This window comes from Streptomyces sp. R818 (assembly GCF_056172735.1).
This window is the reverse complement of the sequence record NZ_JAOCNE010000004.1, coordinates 503,823-522,532: the sequence shown is the minus strand read 5'-3', so window position 1 is coordinate 522,532 and position 18,710 is coordinate 503,823. Positions and strand designations below refer to the sequence as shown.

Sequence of the window (18,710 nt, the reverse complement as noted above, 5' to 3'; positions counted from 1 at the left end):
TTGTCCGTCGGGGACACGCACGCACCTGAGGACGTCCCGCCGACAGCGGGGCCGCCGTTCCTTCGGGAATTCGAGGCGACTCTGCCCGTCCACTCGCAGTTCGTGCTGTGGGGGAACCGCCATGACAGCTTCCTCGTCCGGGGGCCCGGCGACGCCCGCCCCCGACTGCTGTCCTTGCCGGACCTGCTCTGGGAAACGCTGCGGGCGAGCGGATACGCGTGCCTTCTCGTGCACGACTCCGTCGACGGCCTGCGCGTGCACCTGCCGGCCGGCGCCACGGCCGAGGAGGCCGATCAGGCCGAGGCCGCCATGCATCGGTTGCTTCCCCGGCTTCCCCGGACGGGAACACTCCCCTCGCTGGAGGCGCTGCGTGGCCTGATGGCCGAACTGGCCCGCCCCGCCCAGCCGATCCGGGCAGCCCTCGCGATCGATGACGCCTCCCGCATCGCGCGCAGCGCGACCGAGATGGAGCCGAACGAGCGGGACTTCTTCAGGTTCTGTGCCAGACTCTCCCGCACCGCTGTTCCAGTAGGTGCGCCGAGCGGCCGTACGACCCCGCTGTACAACCCGGTGATCTGGCTCGCGGACCGTGAGGGTGATCTGCCGGCCTGGCTCACGTCGGCCAACGACCAGGTCCGCTCCATCGGGGTCCCGGTTCCGGACCTGGGCGACCGGCAGGCCACCGCGCGCCTGCTGATGAAGCTCTTCGGCGTCACGGACCTCGCAGCGGACCCCCCAGCGGCCGAGGCGTGCGACGCGTTCGCGGCGCAGACGGACGGGCTCACCCTGCAGGCGATGATCGAGGTCACGCGGCTGGCCCGGGATCGCGGACTGACGGTGACGGAGCTTCCGGATGCGATTCGTATCTACAAACTCGGCGTCATGGACAATCCCTGGAAACGGGAGTACCTCCGCAAGCGGATCACGGACGGCCAGCATTCGATCCCGCAGCGCGTCGTCGGGCAGCCGCAGGCCGTCACCAAGACCCTCGACATCCTGAAGAGGGCCGCCCTCGGGCTGTCCGGCGCGCAGCAGTCCACCTCCTCGGCCCGGCCGCGTGGCGTGCTGTTCTTCGCCGGGCCCACGGGCGTGGGCAAGACGGAACTGGCCAAGGCCGTCTCGTCGCTGGTCTTCGCGGACGAGTCCGCCTATCTGCGGTTCGACATGAGCGAGTTCTCCTCGGAGCACGCCGGGGACCGGCTGATCGGGGCGCCACCGGGATACGTGGGCTTCGAGGCGGGCGGCGAGCTGACCAACGCGGTGCGTCAACAGCCCTTCAGAGTGATCCTTTTCGACGAGATCGAGAAGGCGCACCCGAGGATCCTCGACAAGTTCCTGCAGATCCTCGAAGACGGCCGGCTGACCGACGGACGGGGCTCGACGGTCCACTTCTCCGAGTCCGTCCTCGTGTTCACGTCCAACCTCGGCATGAGCGTGGAGGCAGGCGACGGGCGGCTCATGTCCCACGTACACCCCGACATGGCGTACGAGGAGATCGAGGAGCGTGTGAAAGCGGCGATCAGCGACCACTTCACCCGAGTCCTCGGCCGGCCGGAACTGCTCAACCGCTTCGGGGACAACATCGTGGTGTTCCATTTCATCGACCGTGAGGCGGCCGCCCGGATCTTCGGTCTCCAACTCGACAACATCATCGCCCGAGTCCACGAAGAACAGGGCATCGCCCTGGAGGTCACCCCCGAGGCCCGGGACGCCTTGCGGAAGCGCTGCACGGACAACCCGCACATGGGCGGCCGGGGCATCGGCATGGCTCTGGAATCACAGTTCGTCAATCCCCTCGCCCGCGCCCTGTTCGCCCTCGACTCGGCGGCGGGCGCGCACGTGCGGGTGACGGGCCTGCGGATCGAGGGGGACATCGTCTCGGTGGAGCTGGCATGACGACGCCCTCCCGACCGGCCCAACTGCTGCTCAACAAGGCGCACTATCCGGTGACCTCGCTCGGACCCGGGACCCGGGCGGGCATCTGGACACAGGGCTGCACGATCGGCTGCGCCGGGTGCGTCTCCCAGGACACCTGGGCGGCCGACCCCGCCACGTCCGTGGAGTGCAGGCTGGCTCTCCGGCCTGCCCGACCCGCTCGACGGAATCACGGTCTCGGGCGGAGAGCCGTTCCAGCAGCCGGAAGCGCTCGCCGCGCTCCTGGAGTGGGTCCGGGCCTGGCGCCGCGAGCGGCCCGCGCCCCTGGACGTACTCGTCTACAGCGGGTACTCCGGGGCCCGGCTGAGAAGGGAGCACCCGCGCTCCTGCGACTGTGCGACGCGGTGCTCACCGGTCCGTACGTCGAGCGCCTCAACGGCCCCGGACCGCGCTGGCGGGGGTCGAGCAACCAGCGCCTGATCACGCTGACCGAGCTCGGGCGCGAACGGTACGAGACCGCCGGGTCCCTCGACTCACCGCCCATGCAGGTGGCGGTGGCCGACGGCCGCATCTGGTTCATCGGCATTCCCCGCCGGGGCGACATGGACCGCCTGAGCGATCGGCTCCGCTCCGCCGGCATCGCCATGGAAGAGGTGTCGTGGCGCAGTTGACCTGTTCGTCCTGTGGCCTTGAGGCGGACGACGACGATCTCGTCTGCCGGGGATGCTCCGGAAACCTCAGTCGTCCCGCCGTCGGCCGGCACCCGCTGCCCGGGCCGCCCCCGCACGCGACCGTGGGGGGAACCCCGGAGGCGGTGGCCGAGGACCACCCGGCCGAGGAGGAGCGGCCGAGGGGCTGCCCGCACTGCGGGGCCCCGGTTCCGGTGCCGACCAACCAGGTGTGTGTGGCCTGCCAGCGGATGCTGGGCGAGGTGCCCCCGTCCCGTACCGCGTCCGGCGAGCCGGCCGTGGACCTGCGGGCGACCCGCCGCGACGCCCCCACCACCGTCCTGCGCATCAGGTTCGGCGCGGTGGAGCACACCGTGCCACCAGGGAGCACCCTGCTCCTCGGTCGCGCCCCGGCCGCCCACACCACGCGGGGCCTGCTGGAGCGCTACGACAACGTCTCCCGTCGGCACGCGACCGTCGGCCTGGAACCGGACGGCACCGCATGGGTGCGGGACGAGCACTCCACCAACGGCACCTTCGTGAACAGCACCCCGGCCGGCGCCGGCGCGCGAACGCCCCTGAGGGACGGCGACGTTCTCAGGCTGGCCGCGGACTGCACGCTCGGAATCACTGTCGAACAGCCGGGCGGAGACCACCGGTGACGACCGGGTCCCGGGAGGCGGTGGAGGTGACCATGACCGCGATGACGAAGCCGACCGTGATCGCGGTCGCCGGCAGGCTGCTCCAGGAGATCGACGCGGGACTGTATGAGGCGGCCGACGCGAACCCGGTGTGCGCCGGAGCGGGAACCACGGCGGTGGGGCCGCGCCCTGACTGTCACCGGCTGTGCTGGTTCGACGTGGGCGACTCGCGGCACCACCGCGAGGACGGCGGCTGTCCGGGACAGGTCTCGGTGGACGACTCACCCGTGCGGGACGGGGCGGAGCGGGCGACCCGACGGACCTCGTCCTCCACACACTCGGCGGCCCGCCCCCTGGGTCCGACAGCCCGGCACCGCACATCAGCCACCGGCTGCCCGCGACGTACCATTCGCCGCCGGTGCGCGGATGGACGGCCTGGAAGGCGGCCGGGACGACAGCACCGCCCTGTTGGTGCGCTGCTGAGCTTGTGACACATCCTCGGCCCCGACGTCCGGCTCCGTTCAGTCGCAGCCCTTGGCACTGCTGGCCGTGACCGCCTTGGCCGTGTAAGGGCACTGGAAGCCGATCCAGCGCAACTCCTCCCACAGTTGGGGCCAGGGCCGCAGCGGGCCACGGCACACCATGAACTGCTGGCCGTCGTCGGACACCGGCAGGTCATTCCTGTACTCGCCCCGCTTTTCGCACGATGCGAAGAGCTTGCTGAACTGTTTCGGGTCGGCGCCGATGGTGATCACGGTCGTCTTGTCCTCGCTGGGACGGCCGAAGTCGGCGTACGAGTTGTGGCCGCTGTATGCCTGCGGCAGCCCGTACTTCGGCCCCCACTTGTCGATCGCGCCGGCCTGACCGTAGTGGTTGCCGTAGACGATGGTGTGCTGCTGCTCGTCCGACGGCAGTGCGTGGTAGATGTCCGCGACCTGCCGGGTCATCGCTGGCCAGCCGACCTGGTCGAACTGCGTGATGGCCGCGTCACTGAGGGCGGGATTGCTCGCGTACACGTTGATCGGGAGGGTCGGCAGCAGGAGGATTGCGCAGCTCACCGCGTTGAGCGCGGTCAGCCCGCCGATCACCCCGAGTCGCCTGGCGCTGTGCGCCCACCGGTCGACGACCACGGCTCCCGCGGCGAGAAGGACGAACTGCAGTGAGGTCGTGTAGGCACCCTGCCCGCCGACGACCAGGAGCACGACCACCATCAGCGGATACGACCAACCGACGAACCGGTACGCGCGCCACTCGGGACGACGCAGCAGTGCGACAAGGCCGGCGATCCACACCGGGCACAGCAAGACGCCGACGAGGAGGAGCTGCATCGGCAGGAAGGTGCTGCGGGCAAGGCTCTCCAGAGCCTTGGACAGTGCGGCGCTCATCTCCAGCTGCGGAAAACCGTGCGTGATCTGCCAGATCAGTACCGGCGAGGCGATGACCACGGCAATGCCGACCGCGGCCGGGAACCGCCAGGTCCGGAACACCCACCGCTGTCCGGACACCAGCAGACCGGCCCCGAGGCACAGGAGCAGCAGAACCAACAGGTACTTCGCGGTCAGGCCGACGCCGACCACGGCACCGATCGCCCACCACAGACGGGTGTCGCGGGTGCGCACCATCCGGATGAGCAGCCAGGACGTCGTGACCCAGGACAGCGCGTCCCAGTTGTTCGTGCCCATGATGTGGCCGGTGAACATGACCACGCCGGACGCGAACGCGATGAACGCCGCGAGTATCTGCGCCCGGGAGCCGCCGCCCAACTCGCGGGCGATCAACGCGGCGAGGACCACGGCGACGGAGGCCAGCAGCGCCGGCACCACGCGGAAGCCGAAGAGGTTGTCCCCGAACACCGCCATCTCGACCTTGGCGACGAGCGACACGAGCGGCGGCTGGTCGACATAGCCCCAGGCGAGATGGCGGCTGGCCACCCGGGTGTACAGCTCGTCCACGTGGTAGCCGTGCCGGGTGGCGAGCGCCAGCAGCAACACCGTCATCGTGACGGCGCTCAGCAACACCGGCCGCCACGGCACGGGGGTCAGCCGGTCCGCAGGTGTGGACGCCTTCTTGTCTGGGGGAGCGATCGCTGTCGCGGAAGCCATAGGGGACTCCGTTGGGTAGTGGCTCGCGGTCCTGCCGGATGCCGGACACGACTCAGCCTCTGAATATCGACGTACACGCCGCTGTCCTCAACGAACTTGAACCGTGCCGACAACGCGCAGGCCGCAGCCCTCGCCCGGGCGTCAGCCAGGGGCGGGCGCCGCGGCCGACCTCGAAGTTTGAGCCACGGGGCAACTGCGTGGCGCGAGCCACCCCGCCGCCCGAAGACTCGGCGACGTCCGCTGCCCTCGCGCAGGAAAGGCCGGGAAAGGCACGGCATGACCACACCCCTGGCACAGAACCGGAACTACCGCATTCTCTGGTCGGGCATGTTCCTGTCCGAGCTGGCCGGCGAGATCGCGTACATCGCGTTCCCGCTCCTCGTGCTCGCCGACGGCGGCTCGGCGACCGCCGTCTCCGGCGTCGCCGCGGTCCTCGCAGGCGCGCGGACGCTGGTCAGCCTGCCCGCCGGGGCGCTGGCCGACCGCGTGAACCGCAAGCGGGTGATGGTGGCGGCCCAGGGCGTCCGCATGGTGGCGATGCTCAGCGTCGCCACAGCCGTCCTGCTGGGCAGCTGCGCGCTGTGGCACGTTCTGCTCGTGGCTGTCGTCGAGGGCGCGGCCGCAGGCATCTTCGTACCGGCCGAGCACGCGGCCCTGCCCCAGGTCGTGCCGGAGGAACTGCTGCCGCAGGCGCTGGCGCGCAACGCGGCCCGGCCGTTCGCCGCGCTCCTCGTCGGTCCGGCGGTGGCGGGCTTCCTCTTCGGGCTGCACGAGGTGCTGCCGTTCACCCTGAACACCTCGGTGCTCGCCGTGTCGTTCGTGGCGCTGGCGGCGCTGCATCTGCCGCGGCGGGCCGCCGCACCCCCCGCGGGCAAGGAGGCCGCGGCCGCCGCACCCCGGCTCGGCGGGTTCGGGCCGCTGCTGCGCATGCGCACCATACGGGCGACCATGGCGTGGATCGTCGGCGTGAACCTCGCGTTCCACTCCCTGGTCGTGCTCGTGCTCATCGTGTCGGGCGAGCACGATGTCGCACCCGGTCAGATGGGCCTGATGATGACGTGCTTCGGCGCGGGCGGTCTGGCCGGTGCCCTGATCGCCGATCGTCTGCACGCGACGGCGCTGTCACCAGGGGTGCTGGTCACCGGCTCGACCTGGGTCTTCGCCGCCGTCGCCGGAGCCATGGCGTACGCGCCGCGCGGCATGGCACTCGGCGTCCTGCTGGGCGTGGCCGCGATGGCCATGCCGGTCGCGAACGCGACCGTGATCACCTGTCAGCTGTCGGCCGTGCCCGACGGCTTGCGCGGGCGTCTGTCAGGCCTGGTCGCTCTCGGCTCCGAACTGGCCGCCACCGCGGGGCCGGTCGTCGCCGGCGTGCTGTCCGCCGTCACCGGGGACGGCTCCGTGCGCATCCTCGGCGCGTCCGCGCTGCTGGTGGTCGTCGCCACCGGCGCCACCCTGAGCCCGACACTGCGCCGCCTCGCGCGGCCCCGGCCGTCGACCGCGCGACAGCCGGCCCACTCCTGACCGCGACAATGGAGGAAGAACATGCTGAAGCTGCAACTGCGCGACGAGGACATCGTCGCGATGGAGAAGATCACCGAGGAGGTGGCAGGGCGCTTCTCGTCCATCGAGGATCCCGCCCTGCACCGGGCCGCCCCGGTGTACGCACACGAGTTGCCCCGCGCACTGCGCAGCGCCCTGGTCGACTTCAAGCTGACCGAGCCGTCCGGTGTGGTGGTCGTGTCCGGACTGCCCGTCGATGACGCGATGCTCGGGGACACCCCGCCGGACTGGCGCGACAAGGCGGCGCCGGACGCGACGCTCCGGCTCGACATCCCCTTCCTGCTCATCGGCTGCCTGCTCGGCGAGCCGATCGGCTGGGCCACCCAGCAGGACGGGCGTGTCATGCACGACATCTTCCCCATACGCGCCCACGAGCACGGTCAGATCGGCTGGGGAAGCGCGGAGACGCTCACCTGGCACACCGAGGACGCCTTCCACCCCCTGCGCACCGACTACTTGGGACTTATGTGCCTGCGCAATCCCGACGGGGTGGAGACGACCTTCGCGGACATCGCCGACGTACGGCTGGACGACGCGACGCGCGCGGCCCTGGGGGAGGAGCGCTTCAGCATCCTGCCGGACGACTCGCACCGTCCGCAGAACCAAGCGGGGGGCGGCCAGGAGGATCCCGAGGTGGCCGAGCTCATGCGGCGCAGCGCCGAGCGGGTGGACAGCGCCCTGCGATCCCCCGAGCCGGTCGCGGTGCTCTTCGGCTCGCCGGAGGACCCCTATCTCCGCCTCGATCCTCATTACATGCAGGGCGTGCAGGGGGAACGCGAGCAGCGGGCACTGGACGAGATCACAAAGGCCCTGGACGGCGCGATGGGCGGAGTGGCCCTGACACCCGGCGACGTCATCTTCATCGACAACTACCGCGTGGTGCACGGCCGTAAGCCCTTCCAGGCACGGTTCGACGGCACCGACCGCTGGCTGCGCCGGCTGAACATCACCCGCGACCTGCGCAAGTCCCGGCACGCGCGGCTGTCGGCCCAGGCGCGGGTCATCTACTGAGAGCTGCTCGTCCAGCGACCTGGCCCGCACGGAAGCCGCCGTTCTCCGCGCATGAGAACTTCACATGTGCGCAGTGATGCGGACACTGTCCGCCGCTTTCCGAGCCGGACAGAATCGCAGCCATCACCGACCTGCACATCGAGAGGGGAAAGAACACCATGACGAACTCCGTTGCCTGCGAGGCCCGTTCGACCGATCCGTCGGCCCCGGGAGCCCAGCCCTCCGGGCGCAGCCGCCTCGTGATCGAGAGTCTTGAGGTGACACCCGAGCGGGGAGCGGCCCTCCTCAGCATCTGCGTACTCGTGGCACCCTCCGCCACACCCACTGCTACGGCCATGCCGCTCGACGTATGAGCATCACGGGGGAGGGCATCAACGCCGGGGGCGAGGACGCGCTGAGACCCGGCGTCCGGGACGGCGGGGATCGCGTCGGCTTTAAGAGTCACCTGCGAGCCGTCATCGTCCCGGGGGAGGCCGCCTACCTGGTTTCGCACCGCGGGGTCACCGCTCTGCACGGAGACCCCGCGGAGATACTCGTACCGCTCCTGGACGGCAGCCGCACGCCGGCCGCCGTCGTCCGGGAAGCCGCCGAGTCGCTCAGCGCGGACGAGGTACTGCAGTCCCTGCACGCACTCGATGCCGCGGGTCTGCTGCGCCTCAAACCCGCGGTGCCCGCGGCCCTTCCCCGTACTGATCCAGCCGCCGAGGCCTACTGGGACCTCGCAGGTCTCGACGGCGGCCAGGTTCCCCGTGACCTGGCCAGGCGCCTCGTCCGGGTCGTCCTTCTGGTCGATCCCCCCGCCGGAACCGGCCTGGAAGAGGCACATGACTCGTGCCGTGCCGCGGGCCTCACGCCCGCGGCACGGCACGAGGGTGCAGATCTGACCCTCGTCCTGTGCGACGACTACCTCGACCCCCGCCTGCGGGACATCGACGCGGAGCACCGCGCCGCCGGACGGCCCTGGCTGCTCGCCTCGGCAGGGTCCACGGCCTCCTGGGTCGGTCCCGTCTTCCCGGCGGGGGAACCGGACGGCGGACCGTGCTGGAACTGCCTGGCACACCGGCTGCGCGGCCACCGGCAGACCGAGGAGCCCCTCAGGCGCGTGCTCGGCCCCGACGCCCCCGCGGTACGCCCGTCGGCGATGCTCCCGGTCGGCCGCTCCGTGACGCTCCGGCTGGCCGCGCTCGAAGCCGCCAAATACCTGGCCGGCGTGCGCAATCCGGCACAGCGGGCCGTGCACGTCCTCGACACCATCGAGCTCGGCAGCTCGCTGCACCCCGTGGCCAGACGGCCGCAGTGCCCCGCCTGCGGTGACCCCGGACTCGTCGCCCGCCAGGTCCAGCGGCCGTTCGTACCGCGTCCGCGGCTCAAGGCCGCGCAGGACGCGGGCGGGCACCGGGCGCTCACGCCCCCGCAGATGCTGGAGCGTCACGGCAGGTTGGTCGATCCGGTCACCGGCATCGTCAAGGAGATTCGCCGACCGCCCGGCGCCCCGGGTTTCGTCCACGCCTTCCTCGCGGGCGAGAACCTCGCCATGCGCAGCCCCACGCTCGCCGGGCTTCGGGCCGGGCTGCGCTCGCTCAGCGGCGGCAAGGGCCTGACCGAGGAAGAGGCCCGCACCAGCGCTCTGGGTGAGGCGGTGGAACGCTACAGCGGCACCCGGCAGGGCGACGAACCCGTGGTGTACGGCGCCTACGCCGACCTGGCCCCGGTCGCCGTGCACCCCAACGCCTGCCAGCTCTACGACGAGCGACAACTGCGCCAGCGCGACACCTGGAACTCCGCGGGTTCACGGATGAGCTACGTACCGACGCGCTTCGACGAGTACGCGACCACGGAGTGGACGCCCGTGTGGTCGCTCACCGGACAGACCCGGCGCCTGCTGCCCACCTCCATGCTCTACTACAGCGAACGGGCCGCCCGCGACGGGCTGTTCGCGGACTCCAACGGCAACGCTGCGGGCAGCAGCCCCGAAGACGCCCTGATCCAGGGGTTCTTCGAGGTGGTCGAGCGGGACGCCGTGGCCCTTTGGTGGTACAACCGGACCCGGCAGCCGGCCGTCGCTCTCGACGCCTTCGACGAGCCCGGCATCGCCCGCCTGGTCGAGGGCTATCGCTCGTTGCGCCGCGAGGTGTGGGCACTCGACCTCACCTCGGACCTCGGGTTCCCGGTGATCGCCGCCCTGTCCCGGCGCACGGACAAGCCGGCCGAGGACATCGTCTTCGGGTTCGGGGCGCACTTCGATCCCCGTCTTGCGCTGCGCAGGGCGCTGACCGAGATGGGTCAACTGCTGCCCCTCGTCGCGGACGTCACCCCGGACGGCTCCGGGTATCGCGTCGATGACGTGGAGGTGCTCGACTGGTGGCGGCACGCCACCCTCGTCGATCAGCCCTACCTCGTGCCGGATCCGGTGCGGCCCGAGTGCGGACCGAAGCGCTGGGCGTACACGCCGGGCGGTGACCTGGGCGACGACGTGGCCACGATCACCGAGGTCGTCCGTGCCCACGGTATGGATCTGCTGGTGCTCGACCAGACCCGCCCCGACGTCGACCTGCCCGTCCTCAAGGTCATCGTCCCCGGCATGCGCCACTTCTGGGCCCGGTTCGCCCCTGGGCGGCTGTTCGATGTTCCGGTCGCCCTGGGCAGGCGCGTAACCCGGCTGCCCTACGCGGAGTTGAACCCGATCCCGCTCTTCGTCTGAACCCCGGATTGCGGTACCTTCCAAAGGCGGAATTATTGGTTCCACCTGGGTGGTGGTGTCCGGATCGCTGTGGGACATCGCGAGCAGAGGTCCATGTAACGCTCAGGGGAGGGAGGTGAATCCATATCTGTCGCGGCGTTGACCGCGAACCCCCTACTCGATCGGAAGATCACGCAAAGCCGAGGGATCTCCATGGGGAGCATGAACGACAGACAAACGGTGCACCTCTGGTCCCTCAGGGAGGATGTCGTCCTCGCGCAGGAGGGCGCCGGAGAGGACATAGTTCTCCGCAGCCCCTGGGGGGCAGACCGGCTCGAACAGGTGCCGGACCTGGTGCGAGAAGCGCTGTCCCGGATGGAACTGGGACCGGTCCTGCTCAGCAACGTGCAGCCCGACCGGGACAGTTCGGCCTCCGGGGCCGTCATCTTCCTGACGCTGCAGCCGACGCTGGAACGCCTGTCCCACCTGGTCGTACGGACACTGGGCATGGCCGACCTGCGCGGGCCGCTGCTCTCGGCAAGCCCGGTGGGGCGCCCCGCCCCGTTCGCCCTGCACCCGCTGCCCGCCGCGGGCCCCGTCCGGCTGCCACGCCAGGTGTCCATCACCCTGGCCGGGAAGGGATTCCTCGTACAGCGGCGCGGTGCAGGGCACCGGGTGATCCTGCACCGCCCCGAGGCGATGTGGGTCGTCTCCATGCTGGCCGGCCCGATCACGCCGGACACGGTGTACGAGGTTCTACCGCTGCCCCGCGAGGTCACCTGCAGTGTTCTCCAGTACCTGGCAGCGGCGGGCATGCTCGTGCGGGTCGGCCCACCGCAACGCTGAACCCGGTCGGTGTACGGCGGCGTGGGGCCCGGTCGGTTCACCGCAGCCGGACCGCGTCGTGTCCGGTCAGTCACAGGAGCCACTCGGCGTCCCGTGCGATCTTGATGGCGTCGACGCGGTTACGGGCGTTGAGCTTGGTCGCCGAGGTGGTGAGGTAGTTGCGCACGGTCCCCAGGGAGAGCCGCAGCTGCTTGGCGATCTCGGCAGGCTCCAGGCCCTCCGCGGCAAGCTGCAGGACCTCCGTCTCGCGCGGCGTGAGAGGACTCTCCGTGCTGTTCCACGCGGATATCGCGAGCTGCGGGTCGATCACTCGCTGGCCCGCGGCGACCTTTCGTACGGCTGCGGCCAGTTCCTGCGGAGGGGCGTCCTTGAGGAGATAGCCGGAGACCTGGGCGGCCAGTGCCCGGCGCAGTGTGCCGGGACGGCCGAGGCTGGTGAGGATCAGCGTACGGCACTCCGGCAGCCGCTCCCGCAGCTGGGCGGCGGCGGTCAGTCCGTCCATGCCCGGCAGATCGATGTCGATGATGGCGACGTCCGGCCGATGCCGCAGTGCGCCCGCCATGATCTGGTCGCCCCGCTCCACCTCGCAGACGACGTCGAGGTCGTTCTCCAGATTCAGCAGGGCGACCAGTGCACCGCGCACCATGTTCATGTCCTCGGCCAGCAGGATCCGGATCGCCATGCAGGACCTTCCTCTCTCGGGTCGGTGGAGCCGGGCGGGCCGGGTCAGACCGCGCGGTACTCGGCCCCGGCGGCTGCCACGTCGGTGCGGTCGGCGGGCTGAGGGACCAGGCGGCGCGGGGCCTTGGCGACGAGCTCGAAGGTACCGTCGCGGCCCATCACGGTGACCAACTTCCCCGATACGGCGCGCAGTCGGGCCTCCAGGTTGCCCAACCCGCTGCCGCTGTGCGGCGAGATGTTCCGGTAGGTGGGGTCGACCCCGTCGTTCGACACGGTCAGACGTATCCACTCGGCCTCCTGCGCCACCGATATCCGGCACACGGCTGCCCTGGAATGGCGCAGCAGGTTGGTGACGGCTTCGCGCAGGACGGCGGCGAGGACCGAGCCGACCTGGGGGTCGAGTCCGTCGATGTCGGCCTCGACCCGCACATCCATGTCCGCGGCTTCCAGGAGGGAGCCGGCCGCTCCCAGCTCCTGCCGCAGGGACATCTCGCGCAGCCCCCTGGACACAGCGCGTACGTCGGCGAGCGACTGCCGGGAAATGACGAGCACTTCGTCCACTTCCTCCATCGCGCGCTGGGGATTCGCGGGGATGAGCCGGTGGATCAGCTCGCTCTTGAGCGTGATGGCCGAGAGGCCGTATCCGAGAAGATCGTGCAGGTCCCGGGCGAAGCGCAGCCGTTCCGCGGTGACGGCCATGCCGGCCAGCTGCCCACGGGTCTCGTGCAGCGCCTGGACGAGCTCGGCGAGCCGGGACAGGCCGTACACCACGAGCCCGGTCAGCAGCGTCGACTGGCAGAGATAGACGGTCTCCTGTACGGAGAGCCGGTCGATGGTCGGCGGGATCAGCATGGTCAGCCCCACGACGCCGTACAGCGGCCAGGCCCACCGGCCGGGCAGGAGCAGCAGCAGGGAGCCGGCGAGGAAACCTGCCATCGCCCCCCACTGCGAGTGGAAGGCCGCGATCGGCAGATAGGTCAGAACCGCCTGTGCGGAGAGGGTCACTGCCTTGTGCCGAGCCGGCGCGTGCCGCGCTCCCGTCCCGGAGTGGCGCAACTGCAGCAGGAAGATGCACCCGAGGCAGAGGATGGACGAGGCCAAGGGTGCGGGGTCGGACAGCACCCCCACGAGGTTGACGACGGTGACCCCGAGGTAGCTGAGCAGCGCTACGGTGAGGACGATCCGTGCCAGGCGAGGGGCGGGGAACTCCATCGAGTCGGACGTGGACCCGGTGGTTCTGTCCCGGGCGCGGGTAACTGGATCTGGAGGCATGGTTGTTGGGCCTTTGCGGACTCGTCCCGTGGTACCGGTCTTGGCTCTCGAACCTCGTCGAACACCAGGGGATCATAAACTCTTGCACCAGCAATCCGGAGGGGGCAGATGACACCGCTCAGTGGCGCCGTCGCATGAAGATGGTTTTCCGCCACTTCGCCGACCGCGCCATGGACACCGGCGGTGGAAGGAGCCGGGCGTCGACCGCTCCGCCCGGCCACGCGAGGCAGGGCGCCCGCGAGGGGATCATCGGCGGTCAAGGCTGCCACGTCGAAAATTGCTGAACCGTGCGACAGCGCCTTTCGGTGCTGGTCAGAGGGCGTCTTCGCAAACCCCGGCTGAGGGCCGGGCTTGGGGGGCGCTCCAGATCGGACGGAAGGTGACAGCGCTCCCCACAGGCATGCACACTGCTGAGCCTGGATGCTGAGCGACATGTATTCAGCGCCCTATTGATCTGTGGATCTGGGCATACGGACATGACTGCCCGTCCCTGGTCTGCCTCCAGGGCTCGCCGCCGAGCCCGACACCCCGCCGCGGTTAGGATTGCCCGGTGACGCAGCGCGCGACCCTGGCCGGGGTCTTCGACGATCTCGCCCCTGGTTACGACCACGAGCACCACGAGGAGGTCGCGCGGCTCCTGGTGGCTCTGGTCGGCCCCGGCCCGATGGACGCCGTCGCCGACGTGGCCTGCGGAGCGGGCGCCGTGGCCCTGCAGCTCGCGCGGAGCCGTCCCGCCGCGGCGCCGCCGGTTCTCGCCGTCGACATGTCGCCCGGCATGATCGAGGCGGGGCGTGCGCGGGCCGCGTCCCCGATGCTGAGCACGGCGATCGACTGGCGCCTCGCGGACGCCGTGCCGCTGCCGGTCGCCGACCACTCCCTCGACGTCATCCTCTGCGCCTCCTCGTTGCACTTCCTGGGCGGCCGGGCCATGGCTGACTGGCGACGCGCGCTGCGCCCGGGCGGACGGGTGGGGTTCACGCTCCCGCTGGCCACCCGCTTCCGGCCGTCCGAACGTTTTTCCGCGCTCCTCGCGGCGGATGTCCCCATCCCGGGCAGCACCGAGGAGGCCGATGCCTGGGCCACCGCGAACGGCTTCACCGGGGTCGTCTCCCGCGTCCACGTCCTGGGCACCCGTGGCGTGGTGGCCACCTCGGCCGTCATGCCCGGGGGCCGCTGAACACGCGCGCCGTCCCGCGCCCCCGTCGCCGCCCGGCCCGGCCCTGCTTCGGGGTCTCCAGATAGCCGGCGCGGTCGGCGTCCCACGACCGGCGCAGCGGGTCCCGCACCGCGCGGACGCACCATCCGACCGGGGTCAGCACGCCGAAGTACAGCGCGGCCAGACCCAGTCCGCCCAGGCGCTCAGTCCATCGGGATCGCGGCACGCCAGTCCCCCTCCTCCCGCCACGCGGGCTGGTCCCGCTTGTCCAGCAGGAAGTCGCCGAGCACCAGCAGGTCGATGCGAGTGCGCATGAAGCAGGCGTACGCCTCCGCGGGGTCACGGACGATCGGTTCGCCGCGCACGTTGAAGGAGGTGTTCACCAGCACCGGGCAGCCTGTCCGGTCGCGGAACGCGTTCAGCAGCGCGTGGAAGCGGGCGTTGTGCTCGGCGGTGACGGTCTGCACCCGGGCCGACCCGTCCACGTGCGTCACCGCCGGGATCGTCGAGCGCGGCACCCGCAGCAGGTCCATGGGGGCCAGCCCTTCCGCCTCGGGTTCGCACGCCCGGCGTCGTGCCGCCGCGACCTGCGCGGTCAGCAGCATGTACGGGCTCTCCCCGGCGAGGTCGAACCAGTCCTTGGCGTCCTCGGCGAGCACCGCCGGGGCGAAGGGCCGGAAGGACTCCCGGAACTTGGTCTTCAAGTTGAGCGTGGACTGCGTAGCGGGATCGCGCGGGTCGGCGAGGATCGACCGGTTGCCCAGCGCGCGCGGACCGAACTCCATGCGCCCTTGGAACCAACCCACCACCTTCCCCGCCGCCAACTCGGTGGCCACCCGCTCGACCAGTTCCGCTTCGGGCAGGCGTACGGCGGGCCGGCCGCCCCGGTCCAGGAACTCCGCTACCTCTTCAGCGCCGTACGCGGGCCCGAGCAGTGCGCCCGCCATCGCGTCCGTGCCGCGCCGCACATGGGCGCGCGGCGCACCCCGGCCGTGCGACTCGGCCAGGGCCGCGCCCAGCGCGCCGCCGGCATCCCCGGCGGCCGGCTGCACCCACAGCTCGTCGCAGACGCCCTCGTCCATGAGCCGTCCGTTGGCCACGCAGTTCAGCGCCACACCCCCGGCCATGCACAGCCGTCGCTCGCCCGTGCGCTCCAGCGCCGTGCGGGCCAGCCGCAGTACCACCTCCTCGGTCACCGCCTGGACCGAGGCGGCGAGATCGAACTCCCGCTCCGTGAGGGGCCCTTCGGGGGTGCGTCGAGCTCCGCCGAACAGCTCCTCGAAGGCCCGGCCGGTCATGGTCCGGCCGTACTGGAACGTGAAGTGGCGCAGGTCCAGGCGGAACGAACCGTCCGCCTTCACGTCGATCAGCCGTTCCCGGATGAGGGGTGCCCAGCGCGGCGTGCCGTACGGGGCGAGACCCATCAGTTTGTACTCGCCCGAGTCGACCTTGAAGCCGCAGAAGTGGGTGAACGCCGAGTACAGCATGCCCAGCGAGTGCGGGAAGCGCAGCTCGGCGAGGGGGACGAGCCGGGTGCCCCGGCCGTGCCACAGCGTCGTCGTCGCCCACTCGCCGACACCGTCGACGCACAGCACCGCCGCCGACGGGAACGGGCTGGGCAGAAACGCGGACGCGGCGTGCGAGGCGTGGTGCCGGTGCGCCACCACCGGCGGCAGCGCCAGCCCGCCGGACAGCGCGCGCAGCCGCGCGCGCACGTCGTCCAGGGCGTGCCGCTTCCAGCCGGCCCACTGCGGGAAGGCCCGGCGGAAAACGGGGAAGCCGTGCGGCGCCGTCGCCAGCCACGTGGCCATCACCCGGCGGAACTTCAGCGCCGGGTCCTCGTAGAACGCCACGGCCGCCAGCTCGTCCAGGCGCACACCCGCCTCCCGCAGGCAGTAGGCGACGGCCTGGGTGGGGAAACCGGCGTCGTGGCGGCGCCTGCTGAACCGCTCCTCCTGGGCGGCGGCCACCGGAGCGCCGTCGCACACCAAGGCCGCCGCGCTGTCGTGGTAGTAGGCGGAGATTCCCAATACCGGACCGTCCCGGCCCGCACGGTCTGTCCGGCCTTCGCCGGTTCGCTTCCTCATGGTCAGAACAACGGGTAGACGGACGCGTCGTCTTCTGGCTGCGGACGTATCCGTGGGGGCGTCGGGAGCCGTTCGGCTGTCCGGTCCGCCGCGGGCGCGACCGGGGGCTCGGCCGGGTCCGGGGCGCCGGAGGGCCGCTCGACGCGGCTCCGGGCACGCAGCCAGGACGCGAGGCGGCGGACCGCCGGGGTTCCGTCGGTTCCGTGTTCCCCGCTCTCACCGGGCCCCCTCATGCCAGGTCCAGACGGTCGGCGAGCTGCCGGGCAACCAGGTCGTAGCCCTGGTCCGTGCAGTGCACCCGGTCGATGAACAGCCAGTCCTCCGGCGCGGCGGCCTCGCCCAGCGCCACGTTCATGTCCAGGAACGGCACGTCCAGCGCGGCGCATCCGACGGCGAGCCGCTCCGCGTAGGAGCGGCCGACCTCCATGGTGGAGATGTCGTTGTGGAACCGGCGGAAGTTGGACACCTCGTCGAGTTCCTCGAAGAGCAGCTTCTCGCGCGGCAATGGGTTCTCGCGCACCCACGGCGCGAGTGGCTGCAGAACGAACGTCAGCCGCGCCCCGAGGCCGTCCGCAAGCACCTTCCAGCCGCGCAGGTGGCGCAGGGTCAGCTCCGTTGCATGCCCGACCCTCCGGTCCGGCGGGGGCACGACGTCCGGGGCGGGACCACAGTCGAAGAACGCGCCGTGGCGGCCCTGCTTCTCCTCGGGCAACCGGCTCAGCACCAGGTTGTTCACCCCCGACAGCAGCACGATGTCCTCGAGGGGCGGCAGCTCGTGCTGGAACAGGGTGAACAGCAGCAGTTCCTGCGCCGAGTTGTGGCTCTGGCCAGCGATGTTCAGCCACGGCAGCCGGGGTGCGTAGGTGTTCCACAGACGTGCGCTGATGGTGGCGGCGTCCCCGGTGGCCCCCACGCCGAACACGGCGGAACTGCCCGCCAGCACCCGCGCGGGCCCCTCGGGCCGGTCGTCGCCGACCGTGGCCCGCTGCCCGTCCGGGCCAGGCGTGATCCGGAAGCCGTGCCGGTCGGTGCTGTGGACGGGCGACTTCTCACCGCCGTACTGGAAGTACCCCAGATAGGGCTGGTCCTCAAGGACGAACGTGTAGTGCTCCATGTGCGGCGTGTACATGGCGCGGGGTGACGTCATCGTGCGGTGCTCCCGTCGGTGTGCGCGGTGGAGGGCGGGCTGCTGTCAGGGGGCAGGGGTGGGAGGCGGCGGCGCGGGCAGAGAGCCGGGCCGGTCCTCGCGGACCAGATCGCTGTTGATGGCCATGGCCGCCAGTCCGCCGCTGGACGCGGCCATCGCCGCCTGGTGCATGGTGCGTCCCAGGTCGCCGGCCACGTACAGGCGGGGGACGCTGGTGCGGCCGCGGTCGTCGGTCTGCACCGTTTCCAGGTCCGGGGCCTCGACCCAGGGGCGCAGGGGTTCCACCCGGGGTTCCATGTCGAGATGCAGGAACAGCGCACCGTAGCGCGCGCCGTCCCCGTCCGCGAACTCGACCTGTACCCCCTCGGGGTGCGGCTTCAGCGCCGCCACCTTGTCCGCGCGGACCGGAACCCCGGCCGCGGTGAGCCGGTCCCGCTCCTCCGAGGGCAGCTCCCGACGGTCGGAGAGGTAGGTGATGTCACCGGACCAGGCCGTGAGGAGCGACGCCAGGCACTCGCTGGGCTCCCCACCTCCGTACACGGCGATGGTCCGATCGCGGACCTCCCAGCCGTGGCAGTACGGACACTCGAACACCTTCTTGCCCCACAGGTCCGCGATACCGGGCACCGGAGGAAGGACGGAGCGCACGCCGGCCGCGTACAGCAGGGTGCGGGCGCGGAATGTACCCGACTCCTTGGTGGCGACCACCACGTGGTCGTCCTCGCCGGCCGCGGACACCACCTCGTCGTCGCGGAACGACACGTCGTACTCGGCGAGTTCGGCGCGGGAGCGGGCCCGGAAGTCGGCGATGCTCACGCCGTCGTTGGTGAGCACGTTGTGCATCACCCCGGCCGCCATGTTGCGTGCGTCGCCGGAGTCGATCAGCAGCACCCGGCGGCGCGAACGGCCCAGATACAGGGCTCCGTTCAAGCCGGCCGGGCCACCCCCGACGATCACCGTGTCGTAGAGCTGCGTGTCCAA

Annotated in this window: 17 protein-coding genes and 1 pseudogene; 11 read left to right on the top strand and 7 right to left on the bottom strand. The window is 71.1% G+C overall.

Annotated features, from left to right (window positions below; all coding sequences use genetic code 11):
• From N5I75_RS15290 to N5I75_RS15270, 5 genes and pseudogenes are all read left to right on the top strand, one after another.
• On the top strand, window positions 1-1,896 hold the full coding sequence (locus N5I75_RS15290; RefSeq protein ID WP_476677805.1) for an AAA family ATPase: 1,896 nt from the start codon (window positions 1-3) through the stop codon (window positions 1,894-1,896).
• Window positions 1,893-2,048, top strand: a pseudogene (locus tag N5I75_RS15285) (4Fe-4S cluster-binding domain-containing protein); the annotation flags it as partial. The gene N5I75_RS15290 and the pseudogene N5I75_RS15285, both read left to right, overlap by 4 nt.
• A gap of 34 nt (window positions 2,049-2,082) precedes the next feature.
• Complete coding sequence (locus tag N5I75_RS15280) at window positions 2,083-2,355, top strand: 4Fe-4S cluster-binding domain-containing protein (RefSeq protein ID WP_476677922.1); 273 nt, start codon at window positions 2,083-2,085, stop codon at window positions 2,353-2,355.
• Window positions 2,280-2,546 (top strand): hypothetical protein, encoded by a 267-nt coding sequence (locus N5I75_RS15275; RefSeq protein WP_476677926.1) that lies wholly within the window; start codon window positions 2,280-2,282, stop codon window positions 2,544-2,546. Before N5I75_RS15280 ends, N5I75_RS15275 begins: the two co-directional genes overlap by 76 nt.
• Before the next feature lie 122 nt (window positions 2,547-2,668).
• The gene (locus N5I75_RS15270; RefSeq protein WP_476677804.1) at window positions 2,669-3,205 is read left to right on the top strand and encodes an FHA domain-containing protein; all 537 of its coding nucleotides are present in this window, start codon (window positions 2,669-2,671) and stop codon (window positions 3,203-3,205) included.
• Window positions 3,206-3,705: 500 nt separating this feature from the next.
• Here the strand turns inward: N5I75_RS15270 and N5I75_RS15265 are convergent, their stop codons facing one another.
• Window positions 3,706-5,286: an ArnT family glycosyltransferase gene (locus tag N5I75_RS15265; protein ID WP_476677802.1), complete on the bottom strand. Its 1,581-nt coding sequence runs from the start codon at window positions 5,284-5,286 to the stop codon at window positions 3,706-3,708.
• A 276-nt stretch (window positions 5,287-5,562) separates the two neighbouring features.
• Between N5I75_RS15265 and N5I75_RS15260 the strand changes: the two genes are divergently transcribed.
• The 5 genes from N5I75_RS15260 to N5I75_RS15240 all read left to right on the top strand — a co-directional run bounded on the left by N5I75_RS15260 (window position 5,563) and on the right by N5I75_RS15240 (window position 11,386).
• Window positions 5,563-6,810: an MFS transporter gene (locus N5I75_RS15260; protein ID WP_476677801.1), complete on the top strand. Its 1,248-nt coding sequence runs from the start codon at window positions 5,563-5,565 to the stop codon at window positions 6,808-6,810.
• Window positions 6,811-6,831: 21 nt separating this feature from the next.
• Entirely contained in the window at window positions 6,832-7,860 is a 1,029-nt protein-coding gene (gene gntD, locus N5I75_RS15255; protein ID WP_476677799.1) for a guanitoxin biosynthesis L-enduracididine beta-hydroxylase GntD, read from the top strand.
• A 158-nt stretch (window positions 7,861-8,018) separates the two neighbouring features.
• Window positions 8,019-8,213 carry a hypothetical protein gene (locus N5I75_RS15250; RefSeq protein ID WP_476677797.1) on the top strand — a complete coding sequence of 65 codons (195 nt, stop codon included), beginning with the start codon at window positions 8,019-8,021 and terminating at the stop codon, window positions 8,211-8,213.
• Complete coding sequence (locus tag N5I75_RS15245) at window positions 8,210-10,561, top strand: TOMM precursor leader peptide-binding protein (protein ID WP_476677795.1); 2,352 nt, start codon at window positions 8,210-8,212, stop codon at window positions 10,559-10,561. The genes N5I75_RS15250 and N5I75_RS15245 overlap by 4 nt, the downstream gene beginning before the upstream one ends.
• A gap of 201 nt (window positions 10,562-10,762) precedes the next feature.
• Window positions 10,763-11,386, top strand: a complete 624-nt coding sequence (locus N5I75_RS15240) for an NADH oxidase (protein WP_476677793.1) — start codon at window positions 10,763-10,765, stop codon at window positions 11,384-11,386.
• Between the two features lie 70 nt (window positions 11,387-11,456).
• On the opposite strand, the gene N5I75_RS15235 is transcribed toward N5I75_RS15240, so the two are convergent.
• Complete coding sequence (locus N5I75_RS15235) at window positions 11,457-12,068, bottom strand: response regulator transcription factor (protein WP_476677791.1); 612 nt, start codon at window positions 12,066-12,068, stop codon at window positions 11,457-11,459.
• A 44-nt stretch (window positions 12,069-12,112) separates the two neighbouring features.
• On the bottom strand, window positions 12,113-13,279 hold the full coding sequence (locus N5I75_RS15230; RefSeq protein WP_476677789.1) for a sensor histidine kinase: 1,167 nt from the start codon (window positions 13,277-13,279) through the stop codon (window positions 12,113-12,115).
• 610 nt (window positions 13,280-13,889) lie between these two features.
• Between N5I75_RS15230 and N5I75_RS15225 the strand changes: the two genes are divergently transcribed.
• On the top strand, window positions 13,890-14,516 hold the full coding sequence (locus tag N5I75_RS15225; RefSeq protein ID WP_476677788.1) for a class I SAM-dependent methyltransferase: 627 nt from the start codon (window positions 13,890-13,892) through the stop codon (window positions 14,514-14,516).
• Here N5I75_RS15225 and N5I75_RS15220 read toward each other — a convergent pair.
• The 4 genes from N5I75_RS15220 to N5I75_RS15205 form a co-directional block, all read right to left on the bottom strand.
• On the bottom strand, window positions 14,497-14,721 hold the full coding sequence (locus N5I75_RS15220) for a hypothetical protein (RefSeq protein WP_476677786.1): 225 nt from the start codon (window positions 14,719-14,721) through the stop codon (window positions 14,497-14,499). The two genes, N5I75_RS15225 and N5I75_RS15220, sit on opposite strands and share 20 nt — an antisense overlap.
• Window positions 14,699-16,582, bottom strand: a complete 1,884-nt coding sequence (locus N5I75_RS15215) for a carbamoyltransferase family protein (RefSeq protein WP_476677784.1) — start codon at window positions 16,580-16,582, stop codon at window positions 14,699-14,701. The genes N5I75_RS15220 and N5I75_RS15215 overlap by 23 nt, the downstream gene beginning before the upstream one ends.
• 229 nt (window positions 16,583-16,811) lie before the next feature.
• Window positions 16,812-17,729, bottom strand: coding sequence for an SGNH/GDSL hydrolase family protein (locus N5I75_RS15210; protein WP_476677782.1), 918 nt, complete (start codon window positions 17,727-17,729; stop codon window positions 16,812-16,814).
• Window positions 17,730-17,774: 45 nt separating this feature from the next.
• Window positions 17,775-18,710, bottom strand: coding sequence for an NAD(P)/FAD-dependent oxidoreductase (locus N5I75_RS15205; RefSeq protein ID WP_476677780.1), 936 nt, complete (start codon window positions 18,708-18,710; stop codon window positions 17,775-17,777).